The 18,363-nt window shown below is 69.8% G+C and carries 13 protein-coding genes and 1 pseudogene; 8 read left to right on the top strand and 6 right to left on the bottom strand.

Annotated elements, in window-relative coordinates:
* Positions 1-89 precede the first annotated feature (89 nt).
* The gene (locus tag DMH01_RS12250; protein WP_125676072.1) at positions 90-965 is read left to right on the top strand and encodes an FG-GAP-like repeat-containing protein; all 876 of its coding nucleotides are present in this window, start codon (positions 90-92) and stop codon (positions 963-965) included.
* A gap of 16 nt (positions 966-981) precedes the next feature.
* Here DMH01_RS12250 and DMH01_RS12245 read toward each other — a convergent pair whose 3' ends face one another.
* Positions 982-3,678: an AAA family ATPase gene (locus tag DMH01_RS12245; RefSeq protein ID WP_125676070.1), complete on the bottom strand. Its 2,697-nt coding sequence runs from the start codon at positions 3,676-3,678 to the stop codon at positions 982-984.
* A gap of 76 nt (positions 3,679-3,754) precedes the next feature.
* On the opposite strand from DMH01_RS12245, the gene DMH01_RS12240 reads away from it, so the two are divergent.
* The 4 genes and pseudogenes from DMH01_RS12240 (at position 3,755) to DMH01_RS12225 (ending at position 7,834) form a co-directional block, all read left to right on the top strand.
* Positions 3,755-5,128: an MFS transporter gene (locus tag DMH01_RS12240; protein ID WP_233621482.1), complete on the top strand. Its 1,374-nt coding sequence runs from the start codon at positions 3,755-3,757 to the stop codon at positions 5,126-5,128.
* Positions 5,129-5,154: 26 nt separating this feature from the next.
* The gene (locus DMH01_RS12235; RefSeq protein ID WP_125676068.1) at positions 5,155-6,003 is read left to right on the top strand and encodes an SDR family oxidoreductase; all 849 of its coding nucleotides are present in this window, start codon (positions 5,155-5,157) and stop codon (positions 6,001-6,003) included.
* Between the two features lie 12 nt (positions 6,004-6,015).
* Positions 6,016-6,456 carry a Dabb family protein gene (locus DMH01_RS12230; RefSeq protein WP_125676066.1) on the top strand — a complete coding sequence of 147 codons (441 nt, stop codon included), beginning with the start codon at positions 6,016-6,018 and terminating at the stop codon, positions 6,454-6,456.
* A gap of 123 nt (positions 6,457-6,579) precedes the next feature.
* Positions 6,580-7,834 (top strand): annotated as a pseudogene (locus DMH01_RS12225) (DUF222 domain-containing protein).
* Between the two features lie 698 nt (positions 7,835-8,532).
* On the opposite strand, the gene DMH01_RS12220 reads toward DMH01_RS12225, so the two are convergent.
* Positions 8,533-10,920, bottom strand: a complete 2,388-nt coding sequence (locus DMH01_RS12220) for an NB-ARC domain-containing protein (protein ID WP_125676064.1) — start codon at positions 10,918-10,920, stop codon at positions 8,533-8,535.
* Between the two features lie 7 nt (positions 10,921-10,927).
* A complete protein-coding gene (locus DMH01_RS12215) occupies positions 10,928-11,935 on the bottom strand; it encodes a YafY family protein (RefSeq protein ID WP_125676062.1) in 1,008 nt (335 codons plus the stop codon).
* A gap of 77 nt (positions 11,936-12,012) precedes the next feature.
* Between DMH01_RS12215 and DMH01_RS12210 the strand changes: the two genes are divergently transcribed.
* Positions 12,013-12,351 (top strand): nuclear transport factor 2 family protein, encoded by a 339-nt coding sequence (locus DMH01_RS12210; protein ID WP_125676728.1) that lies wholly within the window; start codon positions 12,013-12,015, stop codon positions 12,349-12,351.
* A 55-nt stretch (positions 12,352-12,406) separates the two neighbouring features.
* Here the strand turns inward: DMH01_RS12210 and DMH01_RS12205 are convergent, their stop codons facing one another.
* The 3 genes from DMH01_RS12205 to DMH01_RS12195 all read right to left on the bottom strand — a co-directional run bounded on the left by DMH01_RS12205 (position 12,407) and on the right by DMH01_RS12195 (position 16,083).
* Positions 12,407-13,141 carry a hypothetical protein gene (locus tag DMH01_RS12205; RefSeq protein WP_125676060.1) on the bottom strand — a complete coding sequence of 245 codons (735 nt, stop codon included), beginning with the start codon at positions 13,139-13,141 and terminating at the stop codon, positions 12,407-12,409.
* Positions 13,142-13,434: 293 nt separating this feature from the next.
* On the bottom strand, positions 13,435-14,856 hold the full coding sequence (locus DMH01_RS12200; RefSeq protein ID WP_125676058.1) for an amino acid permease: 1,422 nt from the start codon (positions 14,854-14,856) through the stop codon (positions 13,435-13,437).
* A 111-nt stretch (positions 14,857-14,967) separates the two neighbouring features.
* Positions 14,968-16,083 (bottom strand): BTAD domain-containing putative transcriptional regulator, encoded by a 1,116-nt coding sequence (locus tag DMH01_RS12195; protein WP_125676056.1) that lies wholly within the window; start codon positions 16,081-16,083, stop codon positions 14,968-14,970.
* Positions 16,084-16,153: 70 nt separating this feature from the next.
* Here DMH01_RS12195 and DMH01_RS12190 point away from each other — a divergent pair, with 70 nt between their 5' ends.
* Complete coding sequence (locus DMH01_RS12190) at positions 16,154-17,170, top strand: hypothetical protein (protein WP_125676054.1); 1,017 nt, start codon at positions 16,154-16,156, stop codon at positions 17,168-17,170.
* The gene (locus tag DMH01_RS12185) at positions 17,170-18,363 is read left to right on the top strand and encodes a hypothetical protein (protein WP_125676052.1); all 1,194 of its coding nucleotides are present in this window, start codon (positions 17,170-17,172) and stop codon (positions 18,361-18,363) included. The genes DMH01_RS12190 and DMH01_RS12185 overlap by 1 nt, the downstream gene beginning before the upstream one ends.

The raw sequence follows: 18,363 nt of genomic DNA, 5'->3' as shown, positions 1-18,363 counted from the left end.
CAGGCTGGAACTACCCCGGTCCGTATCTTCGGTCAAAAAGCGCGGACTGGGAAGAGTACGTCCATCGAACGGAAAGAGGTTCCGGCAAAATGCGAAGATCCATTCGGCTGGCTACGGCATTGGCGGGTCTGCTCGCGGGTCTGCTCGTAATGCCTCCGGCCGCGAGTGCGGACGAAATCGGTGTCGCCGCCTCGCCATCGTCTCAGAAGCCCGCCGCGGATTTCGACGGCGACGGGTTCGCCGACAAGGCGGTTTGGCGTCCGGGTAACGGTGTCTGGTACGTGATCCGCAGCAGCAACGGCAGTGTCGTGACCCAGCAGTGGGGTGTCTCGGGCGACGTGCCGGTGGCCGCGGACTACGACGGCGACCATCGGGCCGACTTCGCCGTGTGGCGGCCGAGCAACGGAATTTGGTACATCATCCAGAGCAGCACCGGCGCGGTGGTGACCCAGCAGTGGGGCGTGTCCGGGGACGTTCCCCTGACCGGCGATTTCAATGGTGACGGCCGCTCCGATTTCGCGGTGTGGCGGCCGAGTAATGGCACCTGGTACGTGCTCGGTATCGCCACGGTGCAATGGGGCGTCGCCGGTGACGTTCCGGTCTCCGGCGATTTCAACGCCGACGGGCGCACCGACTTCACCGTTTGGCGCCCGAGCGACGGCGTCTGGTACGTGCGGGGAATCGCGACCCAGCAATGGGGTGTCGCGGGCGATATTCCGGTGGCAGGCGATTTCAATGCGGACGGCCGCTCCGATTTCGCGGTGTGGCGGCCGGGTAACGGCACCTGGTACGTGCTCGGTATCGCGACCCAGCAATGGGGCGTCGCCGGTGACGTGCCCATGGCGGGCAATTTCGGCGGCGACCCGCGGGCGGACTTCGTGGTGTGGCGGCCGTCGAACGGGACCTGGTACGGCCTCGGCCTGTTCACCACCCAGTGGGGGACACCGGGCGACATCCCGGTCTGAGCCGTGAACGGGACGGTCAAGAACCGGGGTCCGTGTCGTGGAGATCGGGCATGTCCCGCAATTGCCTGCGCGAAGTGATGTTCAGCTTGCGGAAGATGTTGCGGAGGTGGGCGTCCACCGTGCGGGGACTGAGGAACAGGCGGGTGGCCACCTCCTTCGAGGTCGCGCCCGCCGCGACCTGGCGCGCGATATGCGTCTCCTGCATGGTCAGGTGGTCGTAGGAACGCCCGGAACGGCTGCGCGCGACCTCCCCGGTCGCGCGCAGTTCGTCGGCGGCCCGCCGGGTGAACGCCTCCAGCCCGATCTCCGACAGCTGGTCGTGCGCGGTGCGCAGGTGTTCACGCGCCTCGCGTCGGCGGCCCGCGCGGCGCAGCCACTCGCCGTACCGCAGCCGCGCCCGCGCGAGGTGCACCGCGAGCGGGTCGTCCGCCAGATACCGGAGTGCTTCCAGGTGGTCGGGTTCCGCGTCGCTGACCATGGCCCGCGCGCTCGCCGCGATGCCGAGGGCGAAGGTGGTTCCCGCGGGTTCTGTGCGGGCTGCCAAGGAGTCCAGCGCCGACCGGGCGACGGCGTCCTCGCCGCACCGCACGGCGGCTTCCACGAGTTCGGGCAGCGCGATACCGGTGAGAAAAAGGTCGCCGCTCGCCACGGCCCGGGTCGCCGCGTCCAGCGCCGCCGGGTATTCGGCGAGCCCGTTGTACAGCACGGCCGTCGCCCAATGGGCGTTCGCGGTCAGCTGTCCGTTGCCGCGAGTCGTCGCTTCGGCGAACAGGTCGAGCACTTCCCGGCGGCGGCCGCGCATCGCCGCCAAATGCACGCGCGGGTACAGCTGTGGCGGATCGCCGACGGCGTCCGCGATCGCCTCCTCTTCCGCGATCGCGGCCATCGCCCGCCCGAAGTTCCCGGTGAGCACCGCGTGCAGCGCCACCTGGGACAGGCCGAGCCGGATGGTCATCGGCGATCCCGTGTCCCGTCCGGTCCGCACCAGCCAGTCGACGATCGTCGCGTGCAGGTCGATGTCCCACAGTTCGCCCGCGAGCACGGTGGCCAAGGCCGGTGTCCTGGTCCAGCCCGCGTCGTCGCCGGTGAGAACCCGGCGAAGCGCCGGCACACCGGCATGGTGTCCTTCCGTGGTCAACCGCACCAGCGCGTCGAGGAGATCCGGCGGTCCCGACGCCGGCGGCGCCGAGCGGGCCGCGTCGAGAACCCGGTCCAGCACTCCCGCGGCCCGGCCGACCACGAGCCCCATCTCCAAGGCCGCGACGAAGGACTCGCGTGACCGCTCCGGATCGACGGCGGCGAGCCGCTCGGCCGCCCGCAGGATGAGTTCCGGCCCGCGGATCGCCCCCTCCGCGCCTTGGACGAAGGCGATCCGCCCGCGCAGCAGATCGACCGAGGCGTGCTGGGGGACGGCCAAGGTCTCGGTGTCGACGCTGGCCAGCAGCTCCGCCGCCGCGTCGGTCGCGCCCGCCTCCAGCGTGGTCCGCGCGGCCGCGAGGGTGCGCTCGGTCTGCTTGGCAGGGTCGAGCGAGAGCGCCGCCGCGCGTTCGAGGAACGCGGCGGCGGCCGCCACACCTCCGCGTGCCTGCGCGCGCGACGCCGACAATTCCAGTTCCGCCGCGACCTGTTCGTCCGGCCCGGAGGTGGCCTGGGCCCGGTGCCAGGCCCGGCGGTCTCCTGCGGTTTCCGGGTCGGTGACTTCGGCCAGTGCTCGATGGGCCGTGTGGCGCTGCTCCGGTTCGGCCGCGCGGTACGCGGCGGAGCGGGCCAGCGGATGGCAGAAGCGCGCCCGCGTATCGAACCGGATCAGCCCGGAGGCCTCGGCCGCGGCGCTCGCGGCGGGCACGTCGATGTCCAACCGCTTCGCGGCCGCCCACAGCAGACCGGGATCGCCGGTGGGATCGGCGCTCGCGAGAGTCAGCAGGCGCCGCGCGCCCCCGGGCAGTTCCGCCATCCTGGCCCGGAAACTCCGCTCGATCCGGCTCGCGATCGGCGACGGCGCCGGCGGGGCGAAACCGCCCGCCTTCGGCAGTTCGATGAGCGCGAGCGGGTTGCCGCGCGCCTCGGCGAGCAGGCGATCGCGCACGCGTTCGTCCAGCGTCACGGTCTTTTCCCCGGCCAGCAGGGCACGCGCGTGCGTATCGCTCAAGCCGCCGACTGTCAGTCCCGGCAGGTCGTCCAGCCCGCGAACCGGATCCTGGTCACGCGCGGCGAACACCATCGCGATCGGTTCGGCCGCGATCCGCCTCGCCAGGAACGTCAGCGCCCTCGTCGACGCGGTGTCCAGCCAGTGCGCGTCGTCGATCACGCACAGCATCGGACGCGTCCCCGCGGCGGTCGCCAGGAGTTCGAGCGCGGCGAGACCGACCCGGAACGGGTCCGGCGCGCCGTCGGCAAGCCCGAAAGCGACGAGGAGGGATTCGCGGTAGGGAGCCGACAGCGTGTCGAGGTGCGCCAGCGCCGGGACGCACAGTTGATGCAGTGCCGCGAACAGCAGTTCACCCTCGAATTCCGACCCGGACGCGCGGATGAGCTGGAACTCCTCCGCCGTCGCCCGTTCGACGTGCTCCAGCAGCGCGCTCTTGCCGATACCCGGCTCGCCACGAAGGACGAGCACCCCGCCCTCGCCCCGGCCCGCCGCGTGGACCAGGGCGAGGAGGCGATCGATCTCGGCTCGTCTGCCGACGAGCGAACGGGGGGACGTCGTGGGCATGGTCCGAACCCTAGCGAGGCGAAGTAGGTGATGGTCACCGACGCGAACGGACGGGTGCCCGCGCGATCGTGGCGGCATGACAGTACGAGCGACGAAACGGATTTCGCGCGGGGTGGCGATGCTCGGCCTCGCGAGCGCCATGTTCCTGGTCATCCTCGACGCCGCCATGGTGAACCTCGCGGGATCCACGATCCGGCAGGGCCTGGCGCTCACCGCCGCCGAACTCACGGTGGTCGTGGACAGCTACCTGGTGACGTTCGCGGGTCTGCTGCTGCTCGGCGGCCGTCTCGCCGATGTGCTCGGGGCCAGGAAGGTGTTCCTCGCCGGAATGGCCGTCTACCTCGCGGCGTCGGCCTTCTGCGCGCTGGCCACCGGTGGTGGGCTGCTGATCGCCGGGCGGATCGGGCAGGGAATCGGGGCGGCACTCCTGATGCCCGCCGCGCTGTCGCTCGTCCTCGGCCTCTACTCGTCCCCGGCGGAACGCACCCGCGCGATGGGGATCTGGGGCGCGGTCGCGGGAGCGGGCAGTCTCGTCGGCGTCTTCCTCGGCGGAACGCTGACCGAACTGCTCGGCTGGCAGGCGGTGTTCGTGACCCCGGTGCCGTTCGGCGCCGTCGGGGCGATCGTCGTGTGGCGTGCCGTGCCGCCGGTGCCCGGCAGGCCGGGCCGGTTCGACGCGCTGGGCGCCGTCACGATCACCCTCGGGATCTCCGGGCTCGCGCTGGGGATGGTCTCGGCGTCGGACACCGGATGGACGGCGCCCGGCACGGTCGTCGGTCTCGTGGTGGGGCTTGTTTCGTTGACGGCGTTCGTGTTCGTCGAGCGGCGTTCCTCGCGTCCTCTGGTTCCGCTGGGCGTGTTCCGCCGGAAGCCGGTGGTCACCGCGAACCTGGTGATGGTGCTGATCGGCGGAACCCTGACCAGCCTGTTCTTCTTCCTGCCGCAGTACCAGCAGGACGTGCTCGGGATGAGCCCGCTGGCGACCGGCATGGCCCAGCTCCCGCTCGCCGTCATGATCATCGTGGGCAGTGTGCTCGCGCCGATACTGGCGAAACGGATCGGGCTCGCCCGCGCGCTGCCGTCCGCCCTCGCCGTCCTGCTCGCGGGATTCCTTTGGCTGGCAGGGGATCCGACGACCAGCGGCTTCTCCGTCAGCCTGCTGGGCGCGTTCCTGCTGATCGGTGCCGGGCTCGGGCTGGGTGCGGTCAACGCCACCGCGATGGCGATCCGCGACAGCGCGGACGGTGAATCAGGTCTGCTCAGCGGCCTGGTGAACGCCGCGCAGCAACTGGGTGGCGCGGTCGGGCTGGCCGCGCTCGCCGGAATCGCCATCGGTGCCGCGGGGACACACGGGGACATCTCGTTCACGACCGCGTTCCTCGGCGAAGCCGCGCTCGTCGTCATCGCCCTCGCGGTGTCACTCGTCTCCGCAGTCAAAACCCGTAACTGAACTCTGTCTGGAAAGGACACTCCACAATGGACACTGTAGTGGTGACCGGTGCGACCGGGACCATCGGATCCGACCTGATCCCCGCCTTGCGAGCCCGCGGCGTCGCCGTCCGCGCGATGACCCGGGACCCCGGCCGTTCCGTTCCCGGCGCCGAGACCGTCGTCGCCGACCTGCGTGACCCGGAAGCGGTCGGCGCGGCGCTGAAAGGCGTCGACGCGGCCTTCCTCAACAGTCCTTCCGCTCCCGACGCCGCCTCGCTCCAGATCCGGTTCGCCGACCTCGCCCGGGACGCCGGTGTGAGCCGGCTCGTGCTGCTCTCGCAGTACGCGGCGCGCGCAGACTCGCCGGTGCGGTTCCTGCGCTGGCACGCCGAAGTCGAGGCGCACGTCCGATCGCTCGGGATCGAGTACACCGTGCTGCGTCCCAACCTCTACTTGCAGGCGCTGCTCGCCTTCGCCGGCACCATCGCGCACGGTTTCTTCGCCGCGCCCATCGGCGACGCCGCCGTCAGCGCCATCGACACCAGGGACATCGCGGACGCCGCCGCGGCCGTGCTGACCGGTACGGGGCACTCCGGCCGGACCTACACGCTGACCGGACCGCGTGCGGTGACCCACGGCGAGATCGCCCAGGCGCTCTCGACCGCCATGGGGCGGAACGTCACCTTCCACGACACGTCCGCCGAGCAGTTCGCCGCGGCGTTGAGCGGTTTGCTCCCGCCGTGGCAGGTCGAAGGCCTCATCGAGGACTACGCGCACTACGCCAGGGGCGAAGCCGCCGAAGTGCACACGGCCGTCGCCGACCTGACCGGAAAACCCGCGCGCGACGTCACCGACTTCGCCCGCGACCATGCCGCCGATTTCCTGTCCGCGTGAAAGGGAAGCCCGATGATCTACCACTGCATCCGATTCACGCTCAAGGCAGACGTTTCCGAAGAGGAAAAGACCGCCGGGCTGGCGCGGATGGGGAAGCACATCCACGCCATTCCCGCGATCAAAGCGCGAGTCGTCGGCCCTGATTTCGGCGGCGAATTCGACTACGGCGCCGTCACGGTGCTCGAAGACATCGAGGCATACGAGGAGTACATGAATCACCCGGCGCATCTGGAAATGGACCGGGCCGGACTGCCGCTCATCGACGCGTTCGTGTCCTACGGCATCACCGACGACCCGGATCCGGAGATCGGCGGGAAGATCGCCGATGTGCATCGGCGCCGGTTCGAGAACGTGCCCGAGGTGGCCGGGCTGGTCGCCGATCTCAAGGAGTACAGCGGCAGTGCCGCACCTGGCAGGCATGGGCTGCGGTTCGGCGATTCTCCTCGCAATTAGTCGACTAAGTGCTTCAGGGTAGTCGTCGTTTCACGTCAAATCACCCTTCAGTGTTGTTCGCGCGGTTCGCTTGTTGCTTAAAATTACGAACACGTGTTCGGGTATTTGCGGTATTCTTGGGGGGTGTCCGAGACTTTCCTTCCTGAGTTGCCGCAGGAGTTGTGGCGTGCTGGCAAGCTGGAGCTTGCGCATGGCGTGCAGCAGTCCTTGCAGGTGATTCGGATGGCAACCGCCGGTTTGGGGCGGTTTTTGGCGGAGATCGAGTCTCGGGGTGTCAAGGACTTGTACGGGTATGGGTCTACTGCTGCGTGGTTTGCGGATGTGGCGGGGTTGTCGCGTGGTGAAGCTGGTCCGGTGGTGAAGCGGGCGATCGCGTTGAACCCGACGCGTGCTTTGGATGGCACCGAGGTTCCTGCTGTGGCACCGGTTGCTGCCGCGGTGGCGGCGGAGGGGTTGGTCGGGGATGAGCGGATCGATCAGATCCTGGAGTTCTTGAAGAGACTCCCGGCCGACACCTCCGCTGAGGATCGGGCGAATGCGGAGAAGATTCTCGCGACCCTTGCCCGGGACGCCGGTCCCCGGCAGCTCGCGGACGCTGAAGCGAATCTGCTTGGGTTGCTGGACCCGGATGGGAACGAGCCCGAAAGACCCGGAACCGAAGGAGCCGCGCCGGGAGATCACGCTGGAGCGGCGTAAGGACGGGTTCTGGAAGCTGACCGGTCTGCTCGATGACGAGACCGGGGCCCGCACCGCCGCCGCGTTGGAGGCCTATGCCCAGCCGCGGCCGGTGGACGAGTTCGGGCAGGCGGATTTGCGGATGAAGTGCGAGCGCCTGGGTGATGCGTGGGTCGACATCCTGGAGCTGGCGATCGCGTGCCCGGATCAGCCCGGTACCAGCGGCTACCGGACCTTGCTGCATGTCACCATCGGACTCGACGAACTCAAGTCGGGTCTGGGGACCGCCTGCTTGGATTTCGTTGGGACGATGACGGCCCGGGAAGCCCGCCTGGCCGCCTGCGACTGCCTCATGCTGCCGGTCGTGATGAGCGCGGCGGGCGAGCCCTTGGATGTGGGGCGGCTGCGACGGTTCGTCACCCCCGGCCAGCGACGTGCATTGAACATCCGCGACGGTGGCTGCGCGTTCCCGGGCTGTCATCGGAAGCCGAAGAACTGTCACGCCCATCACATTCATCACTGGGCGGACGGCGGCCCGACGGATCTCCGGAATCTGGTGCTGGTATGCGGGTTTCATCACCGCCTGATCCACCACGGCGACTGGGAAGTCCTCATGGCCGCCGATGGGTTACCGGAGTTCATCCCGCCGCAATACCGAGATCCGCTCCGACAACCCCGCCGCAACACCCTGCACCACCGCTGACCACCGAGGAGCCCGCCAGCCACACCGGCGACGGGCCCCTCGTCATGCCCCGAGCGTCGGGGGCTCGGCAAAGTCGCATAAATGCCGGCCGGTGTCGCTCTTGGTGCGGTCAGTGCCCACAAAGGACGCCAGATGACCGGCGGATGTCTGTTTCATGTTCATAGGTACGGTTTTGGCTGGGGTCGTGAGTGGTAAGTGTGGTTCTAACCGTCCTTATCGCTCACGACCCTTCACAAAACGCCTGAATCGGGCATGGCCACTCTCGAAAGTGTCCCCTGTGGACAGTCGAGAAAGGAACCCATTCACTGCCTGCCACGGTTTGCTCACCCTCGGGTCAACCGAGCGCCTTGCCAAAGCCCAACCGGCAGAAATCGACGGCCCGTTCTGCCGGTAAGGCTGCATGGACCCGGAGGTCCTACCGGCTTAGGTTTGGTCCAGTTGTCCAGCGGCGACGCGAAGCCGATGGCACTCGGACACGGCCATCGGGCTTCGAACCGGAACCCCCCCCGGCACACCGGTCCTGGACAACGAGACCCAGGCTGGGGTGTCGGCCGCCGGACCCCGCACCTGGACCAACGTCGTCCGCGACGTTCCCGCGCACGTCGAGGCCGGCCGGCGCCCCCCCCATCCCGAGCCGGCCTCGGCGTGCGAGCGGAACAGCGTCAGCCAGGAACAACGTCAGCCAGGAACAGCGTCAGCTAGGAACCGTAGTTCGGTCTGACCACTTCGGACCGTCCGAGCCGGTCACGGAGGCCCCGCGCGCGTTCCCGGTCCGCGTGGGCCGACGCCGGGTCGCCCATCTCCTCGGACAGCGCCGCCCTTTCGTCGAGCGTGTCGATCTGAGCCTGCGTCAGGCCGATACGTTCGTAGAGTTCCCCGGCTTCGGACAACCGGCGGCGCGCGTTCGCGTGGTCGCCCTGGCGCCGCATGAACCGCCCGGTCTCCTGGAGCGCGCGGGCCTGGCCCATGGCCGCGCCGTGACGACGGAACAGTCCGAGCGCCGTCTCGCATTGGGTGAGTGCCCGATCGGCCGAGTCGAGCGCGGCCAGGTTCTGGGCCGAACGCAGCAGCACGTACGCGTAGTTGGTGTCGTCCACCGGAGTGCGCGAGCCGCCGGGTTCGGGCGCGAAATAGCGGACGCAGGCGTCGAACTCTTCGGCGGCCTCGGCGAACCGGCCCTCCCGGTACCGGTACGAGGCCCGCATCGTCCGCGCCACATGGACCCCGAGCGGATAGTCCGCCTCCTCGAACAGGCGCACGGCCTCGTCGAAGAGTTCAGGCGACGTCTCGCGGGCGTTCGCGCTCGTCAGGTACACCCGCGCCCAGCCCTGTTCGCGCCGGTCGCCCGCCTTCTCCGCGGCGTCCCAGGCCAGCCGGGCCGTCCGGACGGCCTCTTCCGCCTGATCGCACAGCGAGGCCTGCACCCAGGACAGATAGTTCCGGTGGACCGCCTCCTCCCGGTCGCTGCCGAGCGCGATGGCCGCGTTCACGGCGAGTTGGAACACGTCGTACCAGGTACTCGCGGTCCCGCCGATCTCCGAATACCAGTGCATGGATTCGGCCAGGTCCAGCACCGGCCGGTGGTCGCCGCGCGCGGCGACGCTTGTGACGGCGGCGTGCCAGTTCTTCAATTCGACCTCGAGCCACCTGCCCGCTCCGGAGTGGTCGCCGAACGACGGCGTCGCGGCCGGGAGCGGGCTGACTCCGTCGGTCGGGTGGAAGTAGCGGCCCGCCGCCGTCGCGGTGCGCACCAGCCAATCGGCCAGCCGGTTTTCCGCCGCTTCGACGACGTCGGGGGACTCCTCGCGGGCCAGCCGTTCGGTCGCGAAGACCCGCAGGAGGTCGTGGAACTGGTACCGGCCGTTCTCCTGCGACGTCTGCAGCAGACTCGCGTCGGTCAGTTCCTCCAGGAAGACGGCGGCGTCGTCCTCGTCGGCCGCTTCGATGAGCGTTCTCGCGGCCCCCACCGAGAAGTCCGCGGCCGGGACGAGCGACAGCCGCCGGAACACCGCCGCGGCGTTCGGGCTGAGCTGGCGGTACGACAGTTCGAAGACGCTGCGCACGTCGAGATCGCCGGCGGTCAGCGTCGTCAGCCGTTTGCCGCGATCCCGGAGCTGATCCACCAGGCGTGCCAGCGGCCAGGTCGGGCGGCTCGCCAGCCGGTTGCCCGCGATCCGCAGCGCCAGCGGCAGCCGCCCGCACAGAGCGACCAGTTCGAGCGCCTCCCGCGGCTCCCGCGCGACCCTGTCCGCCCCGATGATGGTCGACAGCAGGGCGACCGCGTCGTCCTCGCCGAACACGTCGAGAGCGAGCCTGCTCGCGCCCTCCAAGCCCACCAGCATCTGACGGCTGGTGACCAGGGTGAGACACCGCGGCCCGCCGACCAGCAGCGGGCGGACCTGGGCTTCGTCGGCAGCGTCGTCCAGGACGATCAGGGTGGCCCGGTCCTGCAGGAGCGAACGGCACAGGCTCACCCGGTCCTCCTGATCGGCCGGGATGCGGACGGCGTCGACGCCCAGCGAGCGCAGGATCAGATGCAGCACGTCCGCCGGGCTCGCCTGCTCGGCGGACATCCCGCGCAGTTTCAGGAAAAGCCTGCCGCCGGGGAACTCCTCGGCGAGGTTGTGCGCCACGCGGACCGCGAGGGTGGTCTTGCCGGTCCCGGGAGGTCCGCTCAGGATCGCGACCCGCCCGGACCTGCGGCGGCCGCCCAGATCCGCGGAAAGGGCGCGCAACGCGTCGAGATCGCTTTCGCGGCCAGTGAGGTCGTCGACGTCCGCCGGGAGGATGCCGATCAGGTGCGCGCCGGTGATCCCGGCGGGCGCGGGCGCGGGGGCGCGGCCCTGCCGCGCGACCTTCTGCAGGCCGGTCAGCTCTTCGTCGGTCAACGACAGCGGCGCGGCGAGCGCTTCGATCGTCCGGCGTTGCGGGCTCTTGGCGATCCCGCGCTCCATGTCGCTGATGGCTCGGACGCTCACCCCGGACCCCTCGGCGAGTTCCTCCTGCGTGAGGCCGGCTCGGACGCGGTAACCCTTCAGCAATGCCTTGAAAGTCGTGGCTGCCGTTCCCAGGGCGGCGTTCGTCATGGCCGGATTATCCCGTCCCGGCCCGCCGGTTCGACTTGACTTTGGTCTCATCGGCATAGCGGGCGGTGATCGCCTCGGCCCGGTCACGCAGGGAAGCGCGCAACCAAGGAGGGGCAACGGCTTCCGCGTCCGTGGCGAGTTGCCACAACGCCCATTCGGCGTGACGCGCGTCCTGGAAGGTCACCTCCATGCGCAGACGGCCGTCCTCGGCGGCTTCTTCCGTGAGCACGGCCAGCGCGGTGCCCGCCAGTTCGTCCCGCCGCACCGGATTCACCAGCACCGACACGGCGACCTGGTCCCCGCCGCTGCGGAACCGCGTGCTGCGTTCCTGCCAGGTCCGGTCCAGGTCCACCCGGTCCGGGCGTTGCGCCGGTTCGGGGAGCTCCTCGGCGGCCCGCACCCGGGACAGCCGGTAGGTGCGGTCCTCGCCGGACCTCGTGGCCAGCAGATACCCCCGATCCCGGACGGTGACCAGGCCGATCGGATCCACCGTGCGCCACCGCGCCGCCCGGCCCTCGGCCGCGTAGTGGATGCGCAGCTTGTGCCCCGCGAACACCGCGCGCCGGACCTCGGAGACGACGGCGTCCGGTACCTCTTCGGCGGCCACCCGGCGCGAGAGCAGGTCGGTCTCCGGGTCGATGAGCAGGCGCCGGGCCGCGCCCGCCGCGGTGTCCCGCTGACCTTCCGGCAACGCGTCGACCACCTTGAGCATGGCCGCTGCCAGCGCCGAGCCGAGGCCGAACGCCTGCGCGCCGCGCCGCGATCCGGCGATCAGCAACGCGAGCGCCTCGTCGTGGTTCAGCCCGGTGAGTTCGGTCCGGAAACCGGGCAGCAGCCCGAAACCGCCGTGCCTGCCGCGTTCGGCGTACACCGGGACACCCGCCGCCGACAACGCCTCGATGTCGCGCAACACGGTGCGGGTGGAGACCTCCAGCTCGCGCGCGAGCGTGGTCGCGGACAGGCGGCCGCGGTGCCGCAACAGCAACACCAGTGAGACCAGCCGGTCGGCGCGCATGGCCGGAACTCTAGCGGAATACACGACACAGGATGTCGTGATTCGCTGCGAGGCTCATCCCCATGACAAGCAGGACTGTGGCCACCGAGCCGAACGATCTGAGCAAGTTCTTCATCGAGCGGGGCAACGCGGGCGATGTCGACGGACTGGTGGCGTTGTACGAACCGGACGCCGTACTGGCGTTCCCGCCGGGCAACATCGCGAAGGGGCACGCGGAGATCCGCAAGGTGTACGAGGAGTTCGTCGCGGCCGCGCCGGAACTCCTGCCGGGCAGGCAGCATCCGGCGCTGGTGGGAGGTGACCTGGCGCTCACGGCGTCCACGCTGACCACGGGGGAGGCGACCATTGAGGTCGCCCGCCGTCAGCCGGACGGATCCTGGCTGTGGGCGCTGGACCAGCCGGTGTTCGTGCCGTGACGGGGCGGCTCGCCGGTGACGGACACGGCGTCCGTCACCGGCGAGCCGTGCGGCGTCAGAGCGTGCAGTTCCTGGCCGAACCCGTGTTCACCTTGGCTCCGGTGAACTCCTCGATGATCGCGACGTTCTCCGGTGCGTAGTTCTTGGCGACGATCTTGGCGACGTCCGCACTGCCGAGTTTCGCGGCGTGGGGCGCGGATTGATCCAGCCAATAGGCGGTCCGGAGGAATTCGATGAGCACGAAGTCGCGCAATTCGGGCTGTGCCTTGATCTTGGCCCAGTAATCGGGATGTTTCGTCTTGGCGACGCGCAGATAGAGCTGAAGGTAGCGCATGTTCGTGGCCGCGATGTCCCGCGAATTGCTCGCGCCCACGCCCTGGATGTACTCGGCGACGACGGTCGCGGCGGGCAATCCCATGAGCCCGGCGTTGAGTTCCGCGATGACCCCTTGCATCCGGTACGACCCCTGCTGCTGGTCCCGGAGGTAGATGTCGTCCATCGAACGCGTGAGACTGTCCGTGATCAGCGGCAGGATTTCGCGACGGGGGAATCCGCCGTGGATCGGGACCTTCATAGCCTTGCGGGAAGCGTCGATCCACGCCGAGACATACACGTCCCACGATGTTCTCGACGGATCCAGATCCCACATGTGGGTCTCTTCGTGGATCGCCACCATCAGGGACTCGGCGAGCGCGTTGAAGCTGGTCTTGTTGACGAACTGGCTGAAGTACTTGTCCTTGGCCTGGGCGATCGCGAGGGCTTCGCCGCTCGGCCAGCGCCGCTTGTACACGGCTTGGATCGTCTGCAACCACTTCGTGGACTGGAAACCGGCCTTTATGTCACTTACATCGGCCTTCGGTTGTACGGGTTCTTCATAACAGAAGGGGGCACGGGGCGTTGCCGTCTCTTGAGCGGAGGCGGGGAATGAGGTGAGGGACAGGGCGAGGCACGCGGTCAGCACGGTAATGCCATATCGGCGCATAAGGACCTCGGTTCACGGTAGGGTTTTCCGTGGGTCGGACGGAAGTGTCCCCTACCGATCACCGTCATTCAATGATCCGGCCCGTACTACGGCTGTACAGGCTAGGAATTATGGCGGCGAACGGGCGAATCCGCGGCCAGCCGGGATCGGCGCATGCTGTAACCGAAGTAGATGAGCAGGCCGAGCGCCATCCAGCCGGCGAACACGATCCAGGTCGCGCCGTCGAGGCTGAGCATCATGTAGCCGCAGCACAGCACGCCGAGGATCGGCGTGACGGGGGAGAACGGCACGCGGAACGAGCGCGGCGCCTCCGGTTGCCGCTTTCGCAGCAGCAGGACGGCGACGTTCACCAGCCCGAAGGCGAACAGCGTGCCGATACTGGTGGCGTCGGCCAGTTTCCCGAGCGGGATGAACGCGGCCAGCGTCGCGACGAAGCCGGAGACCACCAGGGTGTTGATCCTCGGCGTGCCGGTCTTCGGGTCCACTTTGGACAGGGAGGCGGGGACAAGGCCGTCGCGGGACATCGAGAACAGGATGCGCGTCTGTCCGTAGAGGACGGTCAGCACGACGCTGGAGATCGCCACGATCGCGCCGACGGCGAGCAGTCCGGCCCACAGCGGATTGTCGGACACGGCGCCGAGCACGTGCGAGAGCGCGGCCTCCTGGCCGTCGAAGTCCTGCCACGGCAGGGCGCCGACCGCGGCGACGGCGACAAGGCAGTACAGCACGGTGACGATCGCGAGCGAGAGCAGGATCGCCCTCGGCAGGTCCCGCTGCGGGTTCTTCGCCTCCTCGCCCGCGGTCGAGGCCGCGTCGAAACCGATGTAGGAGAAGAAGAGCTTCGCGGCACCGGCGCTCAGCCCGGCCAGCCCGAGCGGCAGGAACGGGGTGAAGTTCGCCGCCCGCACCGCGGAGAACGCGATCGCGCAGAACAGCACCAGCGTGCCGACCTTGATCACGACCATGATCGCGTTGGCCCGCGCGCTCTCCTTCGCGCCGGACAGCAACAGGAACATGGCGAGCAGCACGACGACGATGGCGGGGACGTTGACGATCCCGCCCGAGCCCGGTGGCTGGCTGAACGCGTCGGGGATGGCGAAACCGAACGTCAGCCGCAGCAGTTCGTTGAGGTACTGCCCCCAGCCGACGGCCACCGACGCCACGGAGACGCCGTACTCGAGCACCAGGCACCAGCCACAGACCCAGGCGACCAGTTCGCCGAGCGTGGCGTACGCGTAGGAGTAGGACGAACCGGACACCGGGATCATTCCGGCGAGTTCGGCGTAGGAGAGCGCCGAGAACAGTGCGGTGATGCCGGCGAGCACGAACGACAGCACGACGGCGGGGCCCGCCACGGGGACCGCTTCGCCGAGCACGACGAAGATCCCGCTGCCCAGGGTCGCGCCGATGCTGAGCATGGTCAGCTGCCCGAGGCCGAGGGATCGCTTCAGCGTGCCGTGCTCACTGTCGGCGATCAGATCGGCGACCGGTTTCCGCCGCACCGCCGCGGCTCGCAGAGTCATGCCGAGGACCGTATCTGCCGCTCCGAACACGCAGAACAGGAGATCGTTGCTTGGTTACCTGCATTACAGGCGATTCGTTGAACGGTACCGGGCGATTCGTGAAGAATCGTTCTACCTGGTGGTCCCGTCCACCGGGCTGACCGCCGCGCCGCCGCTCGTCACCGCCAGTACCGTGTCGCCGCAGCGTACGACGTCGCCGGGGGCGAGCGGGACCGGCCCCGCGATCCGCTCGCCGTTGTGGAAGGTCCCGTTGCGCGAACCGAGATCCGCCAGGACGGTGCCGCCCTCACCGACGGTGATCTCGGCGTGGGCGCGGGAAACAGCGCCGTCGTGCCGGAGCGCGACGTCGGCACCCGCGTCCCGGCCGATCGCCAGCCGCCCCAGCGCGGGCAGTTCCCGCAGGCGCGCCCGCCCCGCACCGTCGACCCAGGTCAGCGTCGGCCGCCCGCCCCCGGCGGCGCCAGGGGCGGCCACCCGCAGCAGCGTCGCCGTCCCGGCGTGGGCCAGCACCGCGCGTTCCAGCTCCCGCAACGCCGGCCCCGGATCAACGCCCGCCTCCTCGGCCAGCACCCGCCGCGCCTGCCGGAACCGGTCGAGCGCCTCGGCCTGGCGTCCTTCCTGGTAGAGCGCGACCATCAGCTGACCCCAGAAACGTTCCCGCAGCGGATGCTCGGAGACCAGGTCCTCCAGTTCCCGCACCAGGCCGGGAACGTCGCCCGCGCGCAGATCCGCGGCGATCCGCGCCTCCAGTGCCTCCCAGCGCATCTCCGCGTAAAGGCCGCGCGCGGGGTCGAAGGCGGCGTGATCCGGCAGGTCGGCGCAGAACGGACCCCGCCACACTTCGAGCGCCCGCCGGTATCCCGCCGCGGCACCGCCGGTGTCGCGTGCCCGTTCGGCGGCTCTCGCCCGGCCGATCGCGTCCTCCGCCTCGCGGATGTCGGCGCGGACGCCGAGAAGCCGGTAACCCGCCGGGCCGTGGAGCAGGGAACCCCCGTGCGGACCCAGGTTCTGCCGCAGATTGTGCACGTGGACCTGCACGGTGGCGCGGGACGCGGGTTTGCCGGTGTCGGAGTAGATCGCCTCCGCCAGCCTGCCCGCGTTCACCGGCGCCTCCCCGGACGCGGCGAGCACGGCGAGCACCGCGCGCGGCCGCAGGCCACCAGGAGTGGCGGGCACGCCGTCGACGACCAGCTCCACCGGTCCCAGCAGCCGCACCTCCACCGTCACGGGACGATCATTCCAGGTTCCCCCGTCGACTTGAAGCGAGCTTGAAGCGGGATGGGCTTAACTGACCGCCATGACCACATTGACCGCACTCGAAGACGTGGTGGACCGGCACGGGCGCGACGCGCTGTCCGACCCGATCGTCCTCACCGGCGCCCTGCGCAGTCTTCCCGACCCGCCTCCCGACGCCGAGATCAACGCGCTCGCCGCGGCGGCGGGGGCGGGCGCGGCCCAGCGGATGCGCTCCGTGCTCGAAGACGGGGGCAGCCCCGCGGCGGCTCACCGGGCCGCGGTAGAGGCTTGCGGCGGCGGCGACGGTGCGAAATGGGCGTGCGCGCAACTGGGCACGGCACTCGGCTATCTCCCGAGGGACGCCTCCACCGACGAGCCGACCGCCGCCCTGACCGGGGAAAAGCCGAAGCGCGCCAAAGGGTTCGCCGTGATCGGCGGTGCCGTCGCGGCGGCGGTCGTCCTCGTGACCGTCGCGAACCTCGTGCTGGTCGGCGGCGACGAACCGAAGCGTGTCGCCGAGCCGCCGACGGTGCCGGCGTCATGGTCCGAGACCACCACGATGCCGATGGGCTCGGCGCCCCAGCGTGAATCCTCCCCGGCGCCGGTTCCCGAGGAAGCTGCCGCGGCCTTCAAGGATCCGAAGCTGCTGGCCGCGGCGAAGCCGTACCTCGATCATCCGGACGTCCGCTGCGAGGCGGCGAAATCCATCGTGAGTGTCCGGGAAACCGTCAACTGCGAGCTGGGTTCCGGCATCATCGCCAGCTTCCGCGTGCTGTTCTTCCCCGGCCAGCTCACCAATCTGCGCAAGGTGCTGCAGACCGACAACGACGGCGCGCGGCCGGGATCGATCCGGACGCTGCGCTGGGAGTACGTGCCGGGACAGCCGGGTATCCGCGCGGGTATCCCGGTGGGCACCCCGCGTACCGGCGACGGCACCCGGATCCGTTTCCTGGAGCCGGAAAACGGCTACGCGCGGCTCTACTTCGACGAGGACGCCACCGGCGTCGCCGTCTACATGCAGGCGGGCACCGACGATCAGCAGGTGCTTCGCAAGTTCTGGGCGGATCCGGACGCGTGATGGACGACCAGGATCCCCGGCTCGCCGAAGTCGTCCGCCGCTTCGGGCGCCACGCGCTGACCGACCCGGTGGCGCTCCGGTCCGCTTTGGAGCAGTCCGGAAACGCCTTCACCCCGGCCGAAATCGACGCGCTCGTGGCCGCGTTGCGCGATCCCGAACAGACCGGGCCACCGCTGAACCCCACCCGCGCGGAGAACCGGCTCGCCTGGGGTGGCCGTCAGAACCCCACGACACGAGCACTTCCCTCACGCGCCCGCAGGAAGTGGCTCGTCGGCGGGGCGGTGCTGCTGGTGGCCGCGATCGCGACCGGAGTGGTGCTCTTCTTCCAGGGCAAGGAAAAGCCCGCGGCGCCACCGCCGGACCGCTACGCGCTCGACCAGGTCGCCGGCCGCTACCGAGCGCTCGGCGCCCGCTTGCTCGACGGCGCGGTCCGGTGCGCGCAGCAGCCCGCGAAGCCCGGTGAGACGGAACGGGTCGGCTGCGACGCCGGGCTGTACGCCCTCACCTTGGTCACCTACGACGTGCCGGGCAGGCTCAGCGAGTCCAGGGCGCTCGCGAGCGCCGCCGGAGCGGTCCGTTCGGCGGGCAATGCCGGTCAGGGCGCGGCCTTCGCGATGCGGGAACTCCCTTCCGGGGAATCGACGGTCTACTGGGACGTCGACAGTCCGCGTCCGGTCAGCGCGACCCTGACGGCGCGGAAGACCGGGCTTCCCGCGCTGGTGGAGTTCTACGACGCGCGCCAGTTCGGGGTGCTCGAACGCCCGGAGGTGCCGGGGGCCGCGTTCTCCTCCGGCGCGCTGTGGGAATTCGCGCAGGCGCACGTGCTCAACGAGCAGTCCGCGAAGTGCCAGGCGGTCCCCGCCACGACCGGCACGGCCGAGACGGTCAAATGCCCGCTGGCCGACGGCGCGATGCTGGTGTTCAGTTCGGCGTCCGACCACGACGCGCTGATCAAACTGCGTTCGGAGAATTCGGCGAACGGCGGTGTGGTGCCCGGGACCGTCGAGGTGCGGACCTGGAACCGCCTCGGCGGCCCGGTAGTCGGCCAGCTCATCCGATTCGTCACGGCGGACGACCGCAGCCCGGCCATCTACTTCGACGACGACGCGAAACTGATCTACGGCTGGTTCTTCGGCGCACCGGGCTCTTCGCCGGAGGCGCTGCTGGAACGCTGGCAGCGCGGCTCGCGCTGA

The organism is Amycolatopsis sp. WAC 04182 (assembly GCF_003947465.1).
Lineage (GTDB): Bacteria > Actinomycetota > Actinomycetes > Mycobacteriales > Pseudonocardiaceae > Amycolatopsis.
The sequence above is the reverse complement of the archived record's forward strand: the minus strand, read 5'-3'. Positions and strand labels throughout refer to the sequence as shown.

Coding starts and splice junctions, on each gene's coding strand:
- DMH01_RS12245 (WP_125676070.1), bottom strand. CDS start 3,678: ATGCCCACGACGTCCCCCCGTTCGCTCGTCGGCAGACGAGCCGAGATC.
- DMH01_RS12190 (WP_125676054.1), top strand. CDS start 16,154: ATGACCACATTGACCGCACTCGAAGACGTGGTGGACCGGCACGGGCGC.
- DMH01_RS12235 (WP_125676068.1), top strand. CDS start 5,155: ATGGACACTGTAGTGGTGACCGGTGCGACCGGGACCATCGGATCCGAC.
- DMH01_RS12215 (WP_125676062.1), bottom strand. CDS start 11,935: ATGCGCGCCGACCGGCTGGTCTCACTGGTGTTGCTGTTGCGGCACCGC.
- DMH01_RS12250 (WP_125676072.1), top strand. CDS start 90: ATGCGAAGATCCATTCGGCTGGCTACGGCATTGGCGGGTCTGCTCGCG.
- DMH01_RS12200 (WP_125676058.1), bottom strand. CDS start 14,856: ATGACTCTGCGAGCCGCGGCGGTGCGGCGGAAACCGGTCGCCGATCTG.
- DMH01_RS12240 (WP_233621482.1), top strand. CDS start 3,755: ATGACAGTACGAGCGACGAAACGGATTTCGCGCGGGGTGGCGATGCTC.
- DMH01_RS12185 (WP_125676052.1), top strand. CDS start 17,170: ATGGACGACCAGGATCCCCGGCTCGCCGAAGTCGTCCGCCGCTTCGGG.
- DMH01_RS12230 (WP_125676066.1), top strand. CDS start 6,016: ATGATCTACCACTGCATCCGATTCACGCTCAAGGCAGACGTTTCCGAA.
- DMH01_RS12220 (WP_125676064.1), bottom strand. CDS start 10,920: ATGACGAACGCCGCCCTGGGAACGGCAGCCACGACTTTCAAGGCATTG.